The organism is Methylovirgula sp. (genome assembly GCF_037200945.1).
Classification (GTDB): Bacteria; Pseudomonadota; Alphaproteobacteria; order Rhizobiales; family Beijerinckiaceae; genus Methylovirgula.
In genome coordinates, this window is sequence record NZ_JBBCGP010000001.1 from 3,639,292 (window position 1) to 3,658,267 (window position 18,976).

The window sequence follows — 18,976 nt, forward strand, 5'->3', positions numbered from 1 at the left end:
CAGCGCGGCTGCGGAGACCGTTTTCGTTTCAGCCATTGCTGCGCCGGAAAATCTAACGCGCCGGAAAATCCATCTTGGCGATAAAGCCGTGCGGTTCGCCATAAGGCGGCTGCGGAAACGGCGCGGCGCGGCGAACGGCCGAGACGGCCTCGTGATCGTATTCGGGATAACCGCTCGTACGATAAAGTTCGGTCTGTACCAGCGCGCCGGAATCGTCGACCCAGAAAGCGACGACCACTTCGACATCGTTATGGAGAACGCGGGGTGGCATATGCCGCTGCCGCATGATCAAGCCGAAGAGGACCGAAAGATAGCGCATGTCTTCCGTCCCGCCTGAGACAGGCGAGACTTCGGTTTTCGCAGCAAACGTGAAGTTGGGGGACGGCTCCAGAGAAGCGAGCTCGCGCGCGACGGCGCCGCGCTCATCGTCCGGCAACGTCGCGCGATGCTTGGTCTCGCGCATCCGGCGTTGCGATTTTCGCGCTTGTACCGGCGCGGCCTTGTCCAGAGCCTCGGCGTCCTTCTCGTCCGGCGACGGCTTCTCAGGTGAAGTTGTCTGTTGCGCGGCCTCCGGCGCGGCATTCTGCGCCGGCTTCGGCGCCTCGGGCGTGGGCTTCGTCTCGTTGGCCGGTGTCGGCTTTTGCTCCTGCACGGGGGCGCGCGTCTTATCGTCAAGTGCCTCGCGCTTGATCGTCTCCTGATTGGCGGCGCGCGGCGCGTCGAAGGCCGGCTTTTCCTCATGCTGGTACTTCGGCTTCGGCGGCTGCTGCTTCGGTTTCGGCTCCGGCTTCTTTTGTTCCGGTTTGGGCGGAGGCGGGGGCGGAGGTGGCGGGGGCTGGACGACAATCTCGACGGGAATTTCCTTCACCGGGGGGGCGCCGTCGTTATCGGGCTGGTCCATCAAAAATAAAAGCAGGAGAATCGTCAGATGCAGCAGCAGGACGCCCAGAAGAATCTGCGGAAACCGGCGCTGTGCCTTGCGCCAGAACGGATCGGCGACATCAATCGGCCGATCCTCTGGGGTCACCACCAAGGTTTCTTGCAAAGTTTCTTGGAAAATCGAAGGCGCGTCGGTCACGGGGCCGCTTTCATATCGCCTGCTGAAAAATCTGTGGCCGCCGTTGCGAGGGTTTGGGCCAGCGCCGACGGCCCAAGGCCGTTTTTCCGCACGTCGCCAAGCCTTTTGTCATATCCGGCACTGCGGCAGCAAGCGTAGCGAAAATTCAAGCCTCATCATAGCCTTAGAACGACCGTCGCCAGCTTGACAGTAGCAGGCGGCATTTTTATGGTGCTGCCGCTTTCTAAGGCATAGATCGGCACCGCGCCTGCCCTCACACGGCACTATGGTGGCGCTCGCTTTTTGTGCCGCGACACATTATAGAGCGCCAGTCCCGCTGGATGACAAGGCGGAATGGCGATGACACAGGGTGAGGACTCGGACGGCCGGCGGGAAATTGGCCATATCAATGAGGGGCGGAAGGCCGAAGAAGACGCCGCTTTGCAGGCGCGGCTTTCCAAATTGTCGAATGCGCTCGCTGAGCATCGAAATCCGGACGAATCGGAGACGATGACGACGCCGGTTCTCTCCGGCCAATCGCTTGGCGCTGCGAATCTCGGCCTTCGCGTGCTCGTCGAGTTCATCTCTGCGATCAGCGTCGGAGCTCTCATTGGCTGGCAGATCGATGCCTGGGTGCATACGGCCCCGATCTTTCTGATCGCTTTCCTCTTTTTGGGGCTGGCGGCCGGAATGTTGAATATTTATCGGACAGCACTTGGGCCGAAAAAGCCCGGGCGCTGACGGAAGTAGAAGAATTGAGCCGGCGCCTGGGCGCCACGGATCGAGACGTAAGGGTGCGGGTTTAGCAATGGATCCAATTCATCAATTTGCGGTCAAGCCTTTCGTCCCCTTCCATTTGCTCGGGCTCAACATTGGTTTTACCAATGCCTCGCTCTTCATGCTGCTGGTGCTCGCTTTCGTCTCCATCATCATGCTGCTCGGCACTTCGCAGCACTCGCTGGTACCCGGCCGACTGCAGTCCGCGGCCGAAATGTCCTACGAATTCGTCGCCTCGACCGTGAAAATGACGGCGGGCACGGCGGGTATGAAATTCTTCCCGCTCATCTTCACGATCTTCATGTTCGTGCTGGCCTGCAATCTTCTTGGCTTGCTCCCGTTCAGCTTTTCGATCACCAGCCAACTTGTCGTCACGTTCGCACTGGCGATGCTGGTGATTCTCGTCGTGCTCGCAGTCGGCTTCTCCAGACACGGCCTGCACTTCCTGAAGCTGTTTGTGCCGTCCGGCGTCACGATATGGCTTTTGCCGTTCATCGTGCTGATCGAAGTTATTTCCTTCCTGATCCGGCCGGTCACCCTCTCCGTCCGTCTCTTCGCCAACATGCTGGCCGGCCATATCACCCTGAAGGTGATGGCGGGTTTCGTCACCGCGCTGCTCGGCGCGGGCGCCGCCTTGTGGCTCGTCGCGATATTACCCTTCGCTGCAAACGTCGTTCTCTTGGGCTTCGAACTCTTCGTCGCAGTTTTGCAAGCCTACATCTTCACCATCCTTTCTTGCGTCTATCTCAATGACGCAATTCATCCGGGCCACTGAATAAAGAGCGCAACAACAGATCGGTCGCCCTTCAAAATAGGCAGGAGTTTAGATATGACAGATGCACTCGCGAGCCCCGGCGATATCGTCACTGCGGGGAAATATATCGGCGCCGGTCTCGCGGCGGTCGGTACGGGCGCCGCAGCTATCGGCGTGGGTCTGGTATTCGGCCACTTCCTCTCCGGCGCGTTGCGCAACCCGACGGCGTCGGATGCGCAGTTCGGTCGCGCCTTCGTCGGCGCCGCATTGGCAGAAGCTCTCGGCCTTTTCGCCTTCCTCATCGCGCTGCTGCTCTTGTTCGCACTTCATTAATTGAATTGACGCGGGCTCGCATGCGAGCCCGCGCTTGCCTTTGCGATTAAGACCTTGATTGAGAATTAAAGTCATGGCGAACGGTCTCGAAAATACGACTGCCACACAAACGCAGCCGGCCCCGGCGGCAGAGCCGTTTCCCCCGTTCGATACGACTAACTTCGCGTCGCTATTGATCTGGCTCGTGCTGACCTTCGGCGCACTCTATCTTTTGATGTCGCGCATCGCACTGCCGCGCGTCGCGAATATTCTCGAGACTCGGCATAACAAGATCAATGCCGATGTGCTGGCGGCGCACGCCAAGCGCAAAGAAGCAGATCAAGCCTCGGCGGATTATCAGAAGACTCTCGCCGATGCGCGCACCAATGCGCAAAACCTGGCACAGGAAACGCACGCCAAGCTCGCCGCCGAGGCGGAGGCCAAGCGCCATGCGCTTGATAGCGAGCTCGCGGCGAAATTGGCCGTTGCCGAAAAGCAGATCGAAGAGACAAAGGCCAAAGCCATGGCCAATGTCGGCCAGATCGCGCAGGAGGCAACGACGGCCATCCTCGAACATATCACCGGCAAGCCGGCGGACCCTGCGGCCGTTGCTGATGCCATTGCGAAACTCAAGGTTTAAGAGCGGAGCGGCGCCATGCATTTCGACGCAGAATTTTGGGATACCGTCGCCTTCATCACCTTCGTCGGTCTGCTTGGCTATTTCGGCCTGCATAAGAAGGTCGCGAACGCGCTTGACGCTCGCGGCGCGCGTGTGAAGGCGCAGATCGATGAAGCCATCGCCTTGCGCAAAGAGGCGGAGGCGCTGCTCGCCTCGTTCGTGCAGAAAAAGAAAGAAGCCGAAGACGAGGCCAGGGCGATTATTGCGCAGGCGCAGGTCGAGGCGGAACTCATCGCCAAGGAAGCACATGAGCGCGCCAGCGATTTCGTCCAACGCCGCACCAAACAGGCCGAAGACAAAATCGCGTCGGCCGAGATGCAGGCTCTCGATCAGGTCCGCGGTGCAGCGGCGGACGCAGCCACCAAAGCGTCCGAAATCGTGCTTAAATCGCAGGTCAAGGGTGCCTATGGCGACGAACTCGTCGAGCAGGACATCGACGGCCTCAAACGTCTGCTGCATTAGGGTTCGCCAAGCAGCTTTAAAAAGTCGGCCTTGAAAACGTCGCGGTCGCGTGGCTAATCGCAGCAAGCGCCGATGCGCTTGTTTCGCCGCAGGCACCAAGCAGAAGCCCTTCAGTCTGTGCAGAGGCTGCGCGCCGCAAGCGGTTTCCGCGTGACGAGGTTGGGATGACGCGTTTTTCGCGCCGGTTTTTCGCCTTCCGACAGTTCCGTTCGCTCAGCGCCGCTGGCGCACTGGCGCTGGCGACGACATTGGCGGTTTTTACGATCTTTCCCGACGCTTGGCACACCGCCGCAGCGCAAGGCGCGAATTGCGATACGTTGCGTGGGCAGATCGCGGCGCTCGACCGGTCCAGCATGCGCGCCAACCCATATTCGGGCCAGATCCGCAGCCAACGCGCCGGTCTCCAACGTGCCGAGGCCTATGGCCACAAACTCGGCTGCGACCGACAGCAATTTCTCTTTTTCGGCTCGGCACCACCGCCGCAATGCGGCCAAGTGAATGCGCAGATCGAACAATTGCGGGCGAGCGTCGGCCAGCTCGAATCGAACGCCCGTTACGTGCTCGATTCGCCCCAGCGTCAGCAATTGGTCGCGAGCTATAACGCCTATTGCCGTCAACAGACGGCTAATCGAGGCGGCGGGTTCCTCGGCGGTCTTTTCGGCGGCCCAAACCAAGATCAGGGCGAGCCGGGAATCGATTCCCCACCCTTGCCCGACGCAGCAGCGCCGCCCGAAACGGCACAAGGCCCCTCGGGCGGATCGGAATTGCTCTGCGTGCGCCATTGCGACGGCGCATTCTTTCCGATCGCCTATGCGCCCGGCCGCGATCAGGACACGCTGGCAGACTTCTGCAAAGCCTCCTGCCCCGCCGCCGACGCGAGCGTCTATTCGCGCGTTCCAGGCTCGGATATCCAGACGGCCGTCGGACTCGACGGCAAACCCTATATGAGCCTGCCGGCGGCGCTCAAATATCAGAAGACGCTCGATCCGGCGTGTTCGTGCCGAGCAGCCGGCGCTTCATGGGCAACGACGCTTGCCGACGCGGAAGCCATGCTGAGTCACAGCAAAAAGGGCGAGATCGTCGTGACGCAGGAAAAGTCCGACGAAATGGCGCGACCGACCGCGCCCGGCCAAGCCATGAGCAAAAAACCGCGTAAGCCGGCGGCGGACACGGATGAAACGGACGACAATGGCGACGATATGACCGACCGGGATGCGGCGGCTGCGGCGCAGGTGCCCACAGCGAGCACTGATTCGGCGGGCATTTCCGCGGGCGGCGTCAACAACCAGACGTCCTATCCGCAAGGTGCCGGCGAGACGACCGAGGTCACGGGCGCCGATGGCGTCAAGCGGCGTGTCCGGATAGTCGGGCCTCAGCTTTCGCCCGCCCAATAAGCGGCAGGAGCCCGGCGAGTTCCGGCCCCTGTTCCCGGCCGGTCAGAGCCAGCCTCAACGGATGAAATAAAGGCCGGCCCTTGCGGTTGGTGCGGGCCTTCAACGCATTGGTCCAGGCCGACCAGGTTGTCTGATCCCAGGGTTCGGCAGGCAAGGTTTCGCGCGCCGCGGCGATGAAATCCGCGTCTTCAATCGCCGGTTTGATTTCCCCCGTGACGACGCCCCACCAGTCGGCGACATCCGCAAATATTTCGAGATTGCCGCGCACGGCCATCCAAAAAGGTTCGGCCTTCGGCCCTTCTATCCCGGCGGCGGCGAGTCGGGCCTCAGCCGCTTCGAAACTCATCTGATGCAGGTTGCGCGCCGAGAGGCTTTTGAGCTCGGCTGGATCAAACTTCGCCTGATTGCGGCTGACATGCGAAAAATTGAAATCCGCGGCCAGTTCATCGAGCGACTGGACGGGATGAACGGCGTCCGAGGTTCCGGTCAGGACGGCAAAGGCGGCAACCGCCAGGGATTCGATCCCTTCATCCCGCAAGGTCCCAATCGAGAGCGCGCCGCTGCGTTTCGACAACCCCTCGCCCGACACCGTGGTCAACAAATTATGGTGGCCGAACACTGGTACGGCGCCCCCCAAAGCTTCGAAAAGCTGAATCTGGACCGCGGTATTGGTAACGTGATCTTCGCCGCGGATGATGTGGCTGATCTTGAGATTGAGGTCATCGACGACGGAGGGCAAGGTGTAGAGGTAGGTTTCGTCCTCGCGCACGAGAACCGGATCGGAGAGCGAGGCTGAATCGATATGGCTGTCACCGCGGACAAGATCGTTCCAGCGGATGATGGTGTGATCGAGCAGAAAACGCCAATGCGGCTTTCGCCCCTGCGCTTCGAGCGCCGCCCGGTCCTCGGCTGTCAACGAAAGTGCGGCGCGGTCATAGACTGGCGGCAGCCCGCGTGCCTGTTGTCGTTTGCGGCGGCGCTCAAGCTCCTCGGCCGTTTCATAGCAGGGATAGAGCCGCCCAGCCGACCGCAATTTCTCCGCAGCTTCATCGTAGAGTTCGAATCGCTGCGATTGACGGACAATGGCGTCCGGCACGATCCCGAGCCATTTCAGGTCGTTTTCGATGGATAACGCATACTCTTCCCGTGACCGGACCAGGTCAGTGTCATCGAAACGCAAAATGAATCGGCCACGGTCTTTTGTTACAAAAAGAAAATTGATAAGCGCCGTCCGGGCGTTACCAATATGGATTCGACCGGTGGGCGAAGGGGCAAAACGGACTACGGGTGGCATGATCTTCCTTTCGCTAACGCCTACCCTCGCAACCGCTGGATCGCAAGGCTGATGCTCGGTCACCAACTTTCTCACAGCCTCCGGATTGCGTTCCTGGGCCAACGTAAGCAAACTGAAAAGGTGCGGAGGCGCCGCTGATGACGCTAGCCTGGGCCTTGGCCCTCACATGTCTTGTTCTGGTCGTCCTCAATCTGATCAGCGACGGTATTGCGATCTGGCACTCAAAGCCGCGCGCAACCCCGCTGCCGCCAGCTCCGGACGCGCCCCCCGTTTCGATCGTGCGCCCCTGTTGCGGCATCGATAATTTCTGCGAGGACACGCTCGGGTCGAGTTTCAAGCTCGACTACCCGCACTATGAGGTCATCTTCGGCGTCGCCCGGAGCAACGACCCGGTCATCCCAGTGCTGCAAAAGCTGATCGCGGCCAATCCGCAGGTGCCGGCCAGGCTGATCATCGGCGAGGAGCGGGTGAGCGCCAATCCAAAGCTCAACAATTGCGTGCGCGGCTGGGAAGCGGCGCGTCACGACTGGATTATTCTCGCCGATTCCAATGTGCTGATGCCGCGCGACTATATCCAGCGGCTCATGGCCGCCTGGAAGCCGACGACTGGCCTCGTCTGCTCGATGCCACAAGGCTCGCATCCGCAGAATGTCTGGGCCGAACTCGAGATCGCCTTCCTCAATACCTATCAAGCGCGCTGGCAATATGCCGCCGACGGTGTCGGCACCGGCTTTGCCCAGGGCAAGAACATGCTCTGGCGTCGCGATATTCTCGACGCCGCAGGCGGCATCCGCGCGCTCGCGATGGAGATCGCTGAAGACGCCGCCTCCACGAAGGTCGTGCGTTCCACCGGTCTTCATATCAATCTTGTCGACAGTCCCTTCCCGCAGCCTCTGGGCAAACGGACGCTGCCGGATATCTGGAGCCGGCAAATCCGCTGGGCGCGGATGCGGCGCAAGACGTTTCCGCTGCATTTCCTGCCGGAAATTCTGTCAGGGTCCGCGACGCCCGCCGTCATCGGCGCCTATGCCGGCGCGCTGTTCGGCTTCAACCCGCTGCTGGCCGCAGCCCTTGTCCTTGGCGTGCTTTATAGCGGCGAGGCCGCGTTGGCCCTGTCCAACAAATGGCATTTTTCCTGGCGGATGCCGTTTCTGTTCCTTTTGCGTGACCTGATGCTGCCCGTCGTCTACGTCGACGCATGGGTCGTCAACGATTTCGTCTGGCGCGGCAACGAAATGACGATGCGCGAAAAGGAACGGCCGAGCACGTAACGCACTCGGCCGACCAAAAATTCCACAATGGCAATTGCGACGCGGCTAATGCGTCATCGCACCGGCTTTCTTGTCGCCGGATGGCGTCGCATGATGGCCCATTGAGTGCTGCATGATGCAGCCGCCCTTCTTGCTGCCATGCGCACAAGCATGATGACCCATGTAATGATGCTGTTGATGGACCATGCAGCTGCCCTTCTTGTCACCGGACGGGCAGGCATGATGGCCAGACATCATTTCTGTCGCGAAGGCCGGCGGCGCGAAGGCCAAAACAGCCAGCACCGTAATCGTCGTTTTCCACGCCATGGACTTTCCTCCTGTGTCGCAGTTCTTCGACTGACGAACCTTGTTCGTATAGCACAGGAGGAACACGCCGCGAACGACGGCGGATGTTCTATTCCGCCGCGACTTCCGCCAGCGGGCGTTGCAGCCGCTCAGCCTTGAGCAATTCCGCGACGAGGAAGGCAACTTCGATTGCCTGCTCGGCGTTGAGACGCGGGTCGCAATAGGTGTGGTAGCGGTCTGAAAGATCAGCCTCCGAAATCGCGCGCGCGCCGCCGGTGCATTCGGTGACGTTCTTGCCCGTCATTTCGAGATGCACGCCGCCGGCGTAGCTACCTTCGGCGTGATGTACGGCAAAGAAGCTGCGGATTTCGCTCATGATGCGCTCGAAGGGCCGCGTCTTGTAGCCCGACACCGCCTTGATCGTGTTGCCGTGCATGGGGTCGCAGGCCCACAGCACGTTGCGGCCCTCGCGCTGAACGGCGCGGATCAGCTTCGGCAGGTGGTCGCCGATCTTATCGGCGCCGAACCGGCAGATCAGGGTCAGCCGTCCCGGCTCATTGGCGGGATCGAGCCGTTCGATAAGCTGGATCAGGTTTTCCGGCGTCAGCGACGGGCCACATTTGAGCCCAAGCGGGTTCTCGATCCCGCGCAGATATTCGATATGCGCGTGATCAAGCTGGCGCGTGCGGTCGCCGACCCAGAGCATATGGCCTGAGGTCGCGTAATAATCGCCGGTCGTCGAATCGACGCGGGTCAGCGCCTCTTCGAAGCCGAGCAGCAGCGCCTCATGCGACGTGTAGAAATCCGTCTGCCGCAATTCCGGATGCGACTCCGGGTCAAGCCCGATCGCCCGCATGAAGCCGAGCGTCTCGGTGATCCGGTCGGCCAGTTCCTGATAGCGGGCTGATTGCGGGCTGTCCTTGATGAAGCCCAGCATCCAGCGATGCGCATTCTCGAGATTGGCGTAGCCGCCCGAAGCGAAAGCGCGCAGCAGATTGAGCGTCGCAGCCGACTGCCGATAGGCATCGAGCTGGCGCTGCGGATCGGGGATGCGCGCCGCCTCGGTGAAGGCGATGTCATTGACGATATCCCCGCGATAGCTCGGCAGCGACACATCACCCTTCTTCTCGAAAGGCTCGGAGCGCGGCTTGGCGAATTGGCCGGCGACGCGGCCAACCTTGACCACCGGCAGCGCCGCGCCAAAGGTCATCACCACCGCCATCTGCAGGAAGACGCGGAAGAAATCGCGGATATTGTCGGCCGCGTGTTCGGCGAAGCTTTCGGCGCAATCGCCGCCCTGGAACAGGAACGCCTCTCCCTTCGACGCCTTCGCCAGCAGCGCCTTCAGCTTGCGCGCCTCGCCGGCAAAGACGAGCGGCGGAAACGACGCCAGCTGCCGCTCCACATCCGAGAGCGCGGCGATGTCCGGGTAAACCGGCGCCTGTTCGATGGGCTTTGTCCGCCAGGTTTTTGGCGACCAGGGTTCGGAAAGCATGAGTCTCATCCAGTTGGCAGCAATTGCCGAGGCAAATAAACGCGCCGGGTCTTTAACATATATGTGAAGCCGATTGCGACCCGCAATTGGGACGTCCCGGCAGAGGCCGCGCCGCGGAACCAGACAGCCCTGATCAGGGCATCTGCTCCTCGTCCATCAACGCCGGCGCCTCGCCCGGATCGAGCTTCGGCTGCTCGTAGCGCATGGTGCGGGTATGCAGCGTCACCAATTCCTCGGCCGAGGTCGGGTGCACGGCCATCGTGGCGTCGAAATCGGCTTTGGTCGCGCCCATTTTGATAATGATTCCGAGAAGTTGGATCATTTCCCCGGCGTCGCCCGCGATAATATGGACGCCCAGCACGCGGTCGGTCTCGCCATCGACGATGATCTTCATAAAGACCCGATCGCAACTCCCGCACAGCGTCGCCTTGAGCGGCCGGAAGCTCGTCTTGAAAACGTCCACGACCGTATGTTTCAGGCGCGCCTCTTCTTCCGTCATGCCCACAGTGCCGAGTTCCGGCGTCGTGAACACGGCCGTCGGCAGATGCATATGATCGACCGCGCGCGGCTTGCCGCCGAAGACCGTATCGGCAAAGGCGTGCCCTTCGCGGATTGCGACAGGGGTCAGATCGACCCGATTGGTCACATCGCCGACCGCGTAGATCGACGGCACCGACGATTGCGAAAAGGAATCGACGCAAACCGCACCGACCGCGTCGAGCCGGACGCCAGCCCTATCGAGACCGAGACCTTGCGTCGCCGGGCGCCGGCCGATTGCCAGCATCACCTGATCGACTTCAAGGATTTCGCCCTGAGCAAGACTCGCATGGATTGCTTCATCTTTTTTCTCAAGTCTGACAGGCATATCATTGAATTTAAATTCAACTCCTCGCTCAGTTAAACTATCACGTAAAAAGCAGCGCGCGTCCTCGTCGAAGCCGCGCAGGATATTTTCGCCGCGCAAAGCGACGGTGACTTTGCTGCCGAGGCGCTCGAGTAGCGAGGCAAATTCAACCGCAATATAGCCGCCGCCGACGATGAGGATGCGCTTCGGCTGTTCCTTGAGATCAAAAATCTCGTTCGACGTAATCGCCAATTCCCGGCCGGGAATTTCCGGGCCGAGAAAGGGCGCACCGCCGGTCGCGATCAGGATGTAACGCGCCCTGACGGTGCGGTTTTCGGCCAGGATGCGGACTGTATGCGCATCTTCGACGATTGCGCGGCTTTGGACGAACGCAACGCCGGTCTTTTCCAGATTTGCGCGGTAGATCGCCGAAAGCCGGGAAATTTCCTTGTCCTTCGCGGCAATGAGTTTGCCCCAATCGAAGGAGGTTTCCCCGACAGTCCAGCCAAAACCTTCCGCATCGGCAAAGTCATCCGCAAACCGGCTGGCATAGACCATCAGCTTCTTCGGAACGCAGCCACGGATGACGCAGGTGCCGCCGATCCGATATTCCTCGGCCACGAGGACTTTGGCGCCATAGCCGGCCGCGACCCGCGCGGCGCGCACGCCGCCCGAACCCGCGCCGATGACGAAGAGATCGACGTCGAAGTCAGTCATGGCTCAAGGCTCCCGTAAACTTCGATGCCCTGCGCGGCCGCCGAAATCACCGCCTGCGCATAGCCGATGAACAAGCCATGTTCGACCACGCCCGGGATAGCGACAAGCCGCGCTGCGAGCTCCTCCGGCGCCGGGATGGTGCCGAAGGCGCAGTCAAAAATATAATGGCCGCCGTCGGTCACGTAAGGCGCGCCCTTCTCGGTTCGCAAGGTGAGCGGCCCCCTGCACCCGGCTTTGGCAGCCTCACGCTCGATCAAGCGACGCGTGGCTTCGGCGCCGAAGCGGTTGACTTCGACAGGCAGCGGAAACCGGCCGAGCGTCTCGACGGCCTTTGACGCATCGGTGATCACGACCATGCGCCGCGAGGCAGCCGCCACGATCTTTTCCCGCAACAGGGCGCCGCCGCCGCCTTTGATGAGCCGCAACGCCGGATCGAACTCGTCCGTACCGTCGATCGTCAGATCGAGCTGCGGCAGGTCGTCCAACTCCGCCAGCGGAATGGCAAGCGATTGCGCCTGGGCGCGGGTGCGCTCCGACGTCGGAACGCAGATGACATCGAGACCTTGTGCGACGCGCTGCCCGAGCAGATCGACGAAATGCGCCGCCGTGCTGCCTGTGCCGAGGCCCAGACGCATCCCCGGCTTGACCAGTTCCAGCGCTTTGGCGGCCGCCTGGCGTTTCAGATCATCGGCATTGCTCATGCGAGGCAGCTAGGCTCTCGCCGCGCGCCCGTCAACCGCGCGAATTGTCATTTCGCCGGCGGCGTACAAACGACCTTGTCGTTGAGCACGTAGCAGATCGACATCTTGCCGCTGCGTAGATCGACGCGGAAGACGCCGCCCTCATGTTCGTGGCTTGAGGCGACAAGTGAATAGTCACTCGCGGGTTGCGGCCCGGCGCCCTCCCCCGGTTCGTAGCAAAGCGTGACGCCGATCGTGCCTTCCTTCAAGCCGTATTGGCAGGCGCCGATCTCGCCGGTCGCGCGATCAAGATGAAAAACCCGGTTCAGATCCCGCTCCGGCGCAGCAAGGAAGTCGTAATTGGCAGCGGCAGCGCGGCCAGCGCCCAAGCCCGACAGGCCCATTGCAAGGCAGAGGCAGGCAAGACAACGAGATTCCAGCATCAGACGCTCCGGGCGAATCGGCTCCTATTTATACGCGAGAGGGGTGAAAACTGCGACGCGCCGGCGCAGGGCGATTGCGAAACTTGATCCTTCGCCGCGGGACGCCTATGCCCTCGGCATGACAAAGCCCCTCCTCGTCTTCGATCTCGACGGTACGCTCGCCGAAACGGCGCCCGACCTTGTCGCCACTCTCAACCAGGTGCTGGCAGAAATCGGCGTCGCCCCGGTCACTTACGACTCGGCGCGCGCCATGGTCGGCGGCGGCGCCCGTCTCATGATCGAGCGCGCCCTTACCCACGCGGGCGTCTCAATGCCGAGGCAGAAAATCGACCAGATGTTCGATGATTTTCTCGTCCATTACGACGCGCATATCGCCGATTCTTCGACGCTGTTTCCCGGCGTTGGCGCGGCGCTCGACCGGTTCGAGGCGGCCGGCTGGCACTTCGCCGTCTGCACAAACAAGATCACCAAATCGTCCGAACTGCTGCTGGAGGCGCTCGGCGTCGCCGACCGTTTCACCGCAATCTGCGGCAAGGATTCGTTCCCCGTCAGCAAGCCGGACGCACGCGCCCTGCTTTCGACGATCGACAAGGCTGGCGGCACACGCGACCGCACAATCATGGTCGGCGATTCCAAGACCGATATCGAGACGGCGCAGAACGCCAATATTCCGGTCGTGGCCGTCGATTTCGGCTACACCGACCAGCATGTCGCCACCTACAAGCCAAACCGCGTCATCTCGCATTTCGATGCTTTATGGGATGCGGTTGCGGACATCGGCGCGTTTCACCCCGCACGGTGAATGCCGTCTGAGCGCCGCGAGCCTCTGCGGCTTGACTTCGCCGCGCCGGGCTGCGTAAACCCAAGGGCTGAGGGCGCGTAGCTCAGCGGGAGAGCACTCCCTTCACACGGGAGGGGTCACAGGTTCAATCCCTGTCGCGCCCACCATTAGCCCTTTGATTTCCAAAGACATACAGAAATGATTTTGCCGGACTGCGCAGCTCGACGCAGAACGGCTTGCGAACATCCGCGTTCCATGCGTGGAATATGATCGGTATCTGTCCTCTTGATCTCGAAGCCGCTCGGTCATCTCAAAAAGCCAACCGGCTAAGTTGATGCGATCCTTTGATAACGGGATCGATACTTCGTGCGAAAACTTCACGAGGATTCTCCGTACGCCCGCGAATGTCTGTCAAAGCCAGCCACGCACGGCGTCGTCGCGCGCCCGATGGACCGCCAAGGGCGGCGCGACGTCGGTATGCCAATGCCAAATCTCTCAGGCTCAGCGCGCTATCGCGATATGACAGGCGTCCTTTGTTGCGGGGCCTGTCGGATTGTCTCGATATCGAGCTTCAAATGCGCCGCCGCCATTTTATCCGGCATGCGGGCGATCCATTGGTTCAAGGAGATGTCGTGATAGTGAGGGGCGGCGAAAAGCTCGACAAAGACGAGATCTTCCGCGCCGGTGTTTTCAATGCAATGACCTGACATGCTCGGCACGTAACCGACGTCGTTCGCTTTGAGGTCTATGGTCCGGGCCGTGCCGCCCGTCGTGACCACAGTCATCCTGCCCTTGCCACGCAGCCAATATTGCCATTCGCTCTTATTCGGATGCCAATGCATTTCGCGCAACGCACCGGGCTTGATCGTCACGATGGCTGCCGCGATCCCGGTCGATATGGGAAAATTTCGGGAATCTATGATGCGAACTTCGCCGCCGGGCGTAACCTCGGCGGGCGGCATCGAAGATTGTTTGAACGTATATTGATTGACGGTCTCGAGATACTTGCCGAGAAATTTCTTGTCGTCCTCAAGCGGCCTGGGGAGCGCAGCCTCAAATATATAGAGTTGTTCCCGCGACAGTCGATCGTACGCCACCCTCGACCAGCCTGTGTTCTTTTCCACAAGCTCCGGGGACGTATGCGCTAAAAACTCCGATACGAGAAATGTATTATCTTCGGAAAAATCCCCTTGGTCGAAAGCGAGAAGAAACTCGCAGCCATCGTGGTCCAAACCCTGGATCGAATGCGGAAGCCCGGCGGGGAAATACCAAAGGTCACCGGCCCCCAAGTCATCGATGAACATTCTCCCATCGGTTTGGAAGACGCTGACGCGAGCTCTTCCGGTCAGCATGATGGCCCATTCGTTCGCCGTGTGCCAATGGAGCTCTCTGAAAGATCCCGAAGTAAGACGCATGTTCACGCCCGCGATATCTTTCGAAGACGGGAGTTCGCGTTGCGTGACCTGATGGGTCCATCCTCCCGGCTGGACGCGTTTGGGAGCGAGGTCGAACGAGTACCACAGGGGACCGGGGTTTCCGTGGTCCGTAAACGGCGGATCGTTGCTGCTGGGGTTTGCCCGCAATAAGGTTCGATTTTCCGGACCCGGGTCGCTCTGGTCTGCTTTTGCGTGCGACATGGCTGCACTCCTCAGGCTGTCGATAAATCCTCTGAATCCCAGACGCGAAAATAGCACTATTTCGCTTATCTTGCTTTCGCGATTTTATGGCTCGTTACTGAATCGCACGGCCCATAGCCGTGGCCTGCGTACGGGTTCGCAAACCTTAGTCCGGTTACGCGCAGCAAGCCTCGGGGCGCTACCGGGAATTATAAGTCTCGGAATGCGGGAAAATGTCGTCGGCCACCAAGAGGCTCAGCAGGATAAGTATCGGAATCCACAGATCCGCCGCTCCGAAATGTGGAGTCATCGCGCCCGAGATAAACGCGCCGACGAAGAAGCTACACCAGATGCCGGCGAGGATGCTGGCACGAAACATATGTGTGTCCCACGGGCCCTCGCTATCTTGAAGGGGAACCGCTTTGACGGCCAGCGCGAGATGTGTGGCGAGGCGGTTCAATGCGCCGGTCACATAAGTTAGATTCACAGATTGCGCGCCGACGCGCGGCAGCGTCGCATTGACAAGTCCCATGGCGAAGCCAATCGCCGCTATGAAGGGCGCACTCGTCCGGACACCGCCGAGACTAAATCCCATAACCCCAATCAAAATCAGTAAGATCGTCCCCAAAATCAGCCGCCGGCTTGCGCGGACCTGGGAATGGGTGAGCAAGATTGAAACGAAGGACCCACTTAAAAAGGAAACGATGGCGATCGCCGATGGCAGCGCCGCCGTCCAATTACCCTGGCCCAGACGATATCCCGTTTGTGTAGTGTTGCCGCTCATGAATGACACGTAGGTCGCCCATTCGATCATGCCATAGGCGTCGAGAAAGCCGGCAATCATGGCGAGGCTCGCGGCCAGGACAATCGCGAGCCGTAATTGTGTCAAGCCGCGCCGCTGCGGCACTTCGCGATTCAGCATCCCTCCTGGCATGTTCGTATCCTATGGCAGAGACATGTTTCGAAGATTGCCGAAATAATCGATGATCAATTTCGGAACGACGAGCCCGAAGCTCATCGCCAGGATAATGACCGTCGCCATCAAGCCGTCGCCGATCGTCGCGCCGAGCAGAGTGGAGTTGGTTTGCGGAATAGTGAGCAGTCGAAGGAGGCCACCAGCCATCCTGAATAGGTAGACGCCGGGTATCATCGACACCACCGAAGCAAAGCCGATTGCTGCGAATGGCATGTGGGTTATTCGCGAGACCGGAGTGAGGATCAATGCGACGGCAACACAAGCAATGAAGGCCCCCGTCGCGGTACTCAATCCAAATTGGGTCAGCGCGGCCCATCGCAAGGCGTGGGCGAACATGCCGATCGCCATCGGCCACGGAAGCATGCGCAGCGGCGTCGAAAAGAAAATGCTATAGGCCGCGACCGCAACGCCTGCTGCGATAACGTCCTGCCAAAGAGGGACCACAGTTCCATCGGCCGGATCCGCCGGAAAATTGATGCCGAACAGGGCCAACCCGGACAACAGCCCAACTGAAATCGCGACGGCGATGAGCCCGGCATAAAGCAGACGGGAGCCACCGAGCGCCATTCGGCCACTCGCGAGATCGAACGCACCATTGAGAAAATGCGGCCCGGGCAGCAAAACCATGCACGGGCAGACGGCGACAAGTCGCAATGACGAACTGATGTCGTAGCGGACCGCAAGCGCCCCGATAACGCCGGCGAGAAGCGCCGCGCAAAAGGGCTGGAGGAAGAGATTCGAACTCAGCCGCCCCAATGTACGGCGCATTATAGCGCCACCCCCGGCGCTCAAGAATATCAGCGCCACGCCTGCCGCATGGTGGACCCCGAAGATAACCGACAATGCCACGGCGCCCAGCCCAGCGGCCAACGCGAAGAGCCATAGCGGCGCCGGCGGCGACCGGGAGATGTTATCGATCACATCCATTGCGGCCCGCGGTTCCAGGCGCCCCGACTCGATGGCATCAATGACCTGCATCGCCTGTACGACACGGTCCATTTCGATGCCCGTCGGCATGGCCGCCACGTGTCCGCTCGACCTGACGCCGTTATCTTCAGCCACAAGGTACAGGCCACCCCAGTGCGGCCGGATCGCCGTCCGTAGCCGCAGCGCGCGGCCGAGACGCCGGGCGGCGTCCAAAGTTTGCGTCGTGGCCTGCCCGTTGACGTAAAGAACCCTGGCAAAGGCAAGGACGAGATCGACACGCTGATCCGGCGTCACAGCTCCTCCGTGGTCGCTAAGGCGCTCAGATGTTCTCGATCTCTGCGGACAGGGGCCGTATCCGCGCGAACGCGCCGACCAGATCAGCATCCTCGATCAACGATATCCATATGAGGGGATTATTTTCTTCAGCTTCGGAAGCCAACCGCTAACCGTCAATCCGTCCGGGAAACATTTTTCCAAGATGCTGAGCGAGATGAAGCCACGCTCGATGCCCCAGCCGAGGCGCCAACAGCACGGCCAACGAGCGGTCTGCCGCAGTGACGAGCTCGGGGCCAATTCCAGCAGGCCTCCGCGTTTGACATCGGGCTTCATAATCTCGACGCGTTGTCCTGCGAGCTGCAACTTCCAATCGTCAGTCCTGGCGTTCGGAAAGTATTGGTCCAAATGCCGCCAGCCGGTGGCTCTCGGATTGAAGAACCGGCTCGATCAGATATTCCACAGGACCAAAATTATCTCGGGCGATTGAAAGCATCGCCCAACATTTGCCGGCCGGATTGACTCGAGTAAATCTAGCACGGATCCATGCTTTAAGAATTTACTTGAAAAGCCTGCGTAATGCCCCGAAGAGCAACGAGTGCTTTCCGCCGATCACCCGAATGTCGAGGTAGGCTCCCGGCACAGGGCGAGTTACAGGCTTGATTCATCTAAACTCCACCATACCCATTTGATTTTACTAGTTTTGACGGCGTGTGCGTTCTCAATAGCTTTCGATCCCGCTGCTTAGAGCAGCACGGATGGTATTCAAATCTTGCGGGCCCTCATAGACTTTAGCGGGGCGACGGTATCGACTTATGTTGGAAGTTTGGGCGAGTCATATCCCGCAATGAAACTTGGGGCATTGCCTTCCGATCGAAAGTGGCGTCGGCAACTCGCTGTGGCCGGACCATCCGCGGTCGGGACCCGATCATGGAGTTAGAATTGACAAGTCATGTGCGCATCACGGCTGGATGCAAATCGCATCGACGCAACCTTAATTTTGGCCGAACGTTGTTAAAGCTGGAGGACGATTATGACCAAATCGAACCCGTCTCTTGCCGCGGAAGCCGCTAAACGCGACGCTGTGGACAAGGCAAAAGCTGCGACCAAGGCAAAGCCGGAGGACAGCGAACTCGACGAGGCGTTGGAAGAATCCTTTCCTGCAAGCGACCCGCCGTCGCAGACGCAGCCAGAGACCGGCGTTGGTACGCCGCCGACTACGCCGCGGAAAAAGCCCTAGCAGCGGCTGGCATTCTATACGACGAGACTTGTCGAAGAGCCGCGGTCCCACCCATAGGTCGGCAGTCTTGCTGGGTAGAGTTCTGAGAAGGACGTCGGCGCAGAATTCTTCCGCCGCCTCCGGGTTGCGGAGACTGGGCTACGCCACAAGTTGAACTTCTTCAGCCTGAGCCAAAACCTGACGAACCGCCGCGGCGCGCGGTGGCTTGGAGATGAAAGCAAAGCGACGCCAGGCGGTCGGCAAAGCTAATGATTTGTCGCCCGTGAAAACGACCGGCACACCGCGCGCGGTCAACACAGACGCCAGCCCAAACGTCTCACCATCTGCGGCGTTAACATCAATGAAGGCGATGTCGAATCGCTCGCCCAAGACCTCGCTTGCGCCAGCCACGGAACGTTTGGCAATCACGGCAACCGAGGTGATGTCCGTCAGCACGCTTTCCAGCGCGATCCTCGCGACGACATCGTCTTCCACAATGAGAATGCGCAGCTTTTTCATGCCATGACCTCCGCGTCGATAGCGGTTAAACCAAGCGGGGCCTAAAAAGTTTCGCGGCGTGAAAACGCCGGCTTGTGCGCAATGGCACAAATCAAGTGGACCCGCTTCGCCCTCCGCTCAGTTCGGGACAATAGGCGTCCCATCCTGAACACAAGTTGAGGGGCCGATGAGTATGTCATTCATGTCTCAAACCTCCATCTG

General features: G+C 60.4%; 20 protein-coding genes and 1 tRNA gene. 10 read left to right on the plus strand and 11 right to left on the minus strand.

Features of this window, described 5'->3' with window-relative positions; genetic code table 11:
• Positions 1-52 precede the first annotated feature (52 nt).
• Entirely contained in the window at positions 53-1,078 is a 1,026-nt protein-coding gene (locus WDN02_RS17745; RefSeq protein ID WP_337294744.1) for a TonB family protein, read from the minus strand.
• Positions 1,079-1,417: 339 nt separating this feature from the next.
• Between WDN02_RS17745 and WDN02_RS17750 the strand changes: the two genes are divergently transcribed.
• The 6 genes from WDN02_RS17750 to WDN02_RS17775 all read left to right on the plus strand — a co-directional run bounded on the left by WDN02_RS17750 (position 1,418) and on the right by WDN02_RS17775 (position 5,435).
• A complete protein-coding gene (locus WDN02_RS17750; RefSeq protein WP_337294745.1) occupies positions 1,418-1,798 on the plus strand; it encodes an AtpZ/AtpI family protein in 381 nt (126 codons plus the stop codon).
• Between the two features lie 67 nt (positions 1,799-1,865).
• The gene (locus tag WDN02_RS17755) at positions 1,866-2,609 is read left to right on the plus strand and encodes a F0F1 ATP synthase subunit A (RefSeq protein WP_337294746.1); all 744 of its coding nucleotides are present in this window, start codon (positions 1,866-1,868) and stop codon (positions 2,607-2,609) included.
• Positions 2,610-2,663: 54 nt separating this feature from the next.
• Positions 2,664-2,921: a F0F1 ATP synthase subunit C gene (locus WDN02_RS17760; protein WP_337294747.1), complete on the plus strand. Its 258-nt coding sequence runs from the start codon at positions 2,664-2,666 to the stop codon at positions 2,919-2,921.
• Positions 2,922-2,994: 73 nt separating this feature from the next.
• Positions 2,995-3,540, plus strand: coding sequence for a F0F1 ATP synthase subunit B' (locus tag WDN02_RS17765; protein WP_337294748.1), 546 nt, complete (start codon positions 2,995-2,997; stop codon positions 3,538-3,540).
• A 15-nt stretch (positions 3,541-3,555) separates the two neighbouring features.
• Positions 3,556-4,041 (plus strand): ATP F0F1 synthase subunit B, encoded by a 486-nt coding sequence (locus tag WDN02_RS17770; protein ID WP_337294749.1) that lies wholly within the window; start codon positions 3,556-3,558, stop codon positions 4,039-4,041.
• A gap of 164 nt (positions 4,042-4,205) precedes the next feature.
• On the plus strand, positions 4,206-5,435 hold the full coding sequence (locus WDN02_RS17775; protein ID WP_337294750.1) for a DUF2865 domain-containing protein: 1,230 nt from the start codon (positions 4,206-4,208) through the stop codon (positions 5,433-5,435).
• Here WDN02_RS17775 and gltX read toward each other — a convergent pair.
• On the minus strand, positions 5,386-6,732 hold the full coding sequence (gltX, locus tag WDN02_RS17780) for a glutamate--tRNA ligase (protein ID WP_337294983.1): 1,347 nt from the start codon (positions 6,730-6,732) through the stop codon (positions 5,386-5,388). The two genes, WDN02_RS17775 and gltX, sit on opposite strands and share 50 nt — an antisense overlap.
• Positions 6,733-6,866: 134 nt before the next feature.
• Between gltX and WDN02_RS17785 the strand changes: the two genes are divergently transcribed.
• Positions 6,867-8,000, plus strand: a complete 1,134-nt coding sequence (locus tag WDN02_RS17785) for a ceramide glucosyltransferase (RefSeq protein ID WP_337294751.1) — start codon at positions 6,867-6,869, stop codon at positions 7,998-8,000.
• Between the two features lie 45 nt (positions 8,001-8,045).
• Here WDN02_RS17785 and WDN02_RS17790 read toward each other — a convergent pair whose 3' ends face one another.
• From WDN02_RS17790 to WDN02_RS17810, 5 genes are all read right to left on the minus strand, one after another.
• Complete coding sequence (locus WDN02_RS17790) at positions 8,046-8,306, minus strand: hypothetical protein (protein WP_337294752.1); 261 nt, start codon at positions 8,304-8,306, stop codon at positions 8,046-8,048.
• Positions 8,307-8,394: 88 nt separating this feature from the next.
• The gene (locus tag WDN02_RS17795) at positions 8,395-9,780 is read right to left on the minus strand and encodes a 3-deoxy-7-phosphoheptulonate synthase class II (protein ID WP_337294753.1); all 1,386 of its coding nucleotides are present in this window, start codon (positions 9,778-9,780) and stop codon (positions 8,395-8,397) included.
• Between the two features lie 133 nt (positions 9,781-9,913).
• On the minus strand, positions 9,914-11,341 hold the full coding sequence (gene gor, locus WDN02_RS17800; RefSeq protein ID WP_337294754.1) for a glutathione-disulfide reductase: 1,428 nt from the start codon (positions 11,339-11,341) through the stop codon (positions 9,914-9,916).
• Entirely contained in the window at positions 11,338-12,042 is a 705-nt protein-coding gene (gene rpiA, locus WDN02_RS17805; protein WP_337294755.1) for a ribose-5-phosphate isomerase RpiA, read from the minus strand. Before rpiA ends, gor begins: the two co-directional genes overlap by 4 nt.
• Before the next feature lie 47 nt (positions 12,043-12,089).
• On the minus strand, positions 12,090-12,425 hold the full coding sequence (locus WDN02_RS17810; protein ID WP_337294984.1) for a hypothetical protein: 336 nt from the start codon (positions 12,423-12,425) through the stop codon (positions 12,090-12,092).
• Between the two features lie 157 nt (positions 12,426-12,582).
• Between WDN02_RS17810 and WDN02_RS17815 the strand changes: the two genes are divergently transcribed.
• Together WDN02_RS17815 and WDN02_RS17820 are read left to right on the plus strand one after the other, a co-directional pair.
• Positions 12,583-13,266 carry an HAD-IA family hydrolase gene (locus tag WDN02_RS17815; RefSeq protein ID WP_337294985.1) on the plus strand — a complete coding sequence of 228 codons (684 nt, stop codon included), beginning with the start codon at positions 12,583-12,585 and terminating at the stop codon, positions 13,264-13,266.
• A 71-nt stretch (positions 13,267-13,337) separates the two neighbouring features.
• Positions 13,338-13,412: transfer RNA gene (locus WDN02_RS17820), tRNA-Val, on the plus strand.
• A 342-nt stretch (positions 13,413-13,754) separates the two neighbouring features.
• Here the strand turns inward: WDN02_RS17820 and WDN02_RS17825 are convergent.
• The 3 genes from WDN02_RS17825 to WDN02_RS17835 form a co-directional block, all read right to left on the minus strand.
• The gene (locus WDN02_RS17825) at positions 13,755-14,882 is read right to left on the minus strand and encodes a cupin domain-containing protein (protein WP_337294756.1); all 1,128 of its coding nucleotides are present in this window, start codon (positions 14,880-14,882) and stop codon (positions 13,755-13,757) included.
• 178 nt (positions 14,883-15,060) lie between these two features.
• Complete coding sequence (locus WDN02_RS17830; RefSeq protein WP_337294757.1) at positions 15,061-15,783, minus strand: YoaK family protein; 723 nt, start codon at positions 15,781-15,783, stop codon at positions 15,061-15,063.
• Between the two features lie 21 nt (positions 15,784-15,804).
• Positions 15,805-17,058 (minus strand): threonine/serine exporter family protein, encoded by a 1,254-nt coding sequence (locus WDN02_RS17835; protein ID WP_337294758.1) that lies wholly within the window; start codon positions 17,056-17,058, stop codon positions 15,805-15,807.
• A gap of 1,012 nt (positions 17,059-18,070) precedes the next feature.
• Here WDN02_RS17835 and WDN02_RS17840 point away from each other — a divergent pair.
• Positions 18,071-18,277 carry a hypothetical protein gene (locus tag WDN02_RS17840; RefSeq protein ID WP_337294759.1) on the plus strand — a complete coding sequence of 69 codons (207 nt, stop codon included), beginning with the start codon at positions 18,071-18,073 and terminating at the stop codon, positions 18,275-18,277.
• A gap of 138 nt (positions 18,278-18,415) precedes the next feature.
• Here WDN02_RS17840 and WDN02_RS17845 read toward each other — a convergent pair whose 3' ends face one another.
• Positions 18,416-18,775: a hypothetical protein gene (locus tag WDN02_RS17845; protein WP_337294760.1), complete on the minus strand. Its 360-nt coding sequence runs from the start codon at positions 18,773-18,775 to the stop codon at positions 18,416-18,418.
• Positions 18,776-18,976 lie beyond the last annotated feature (201 nt).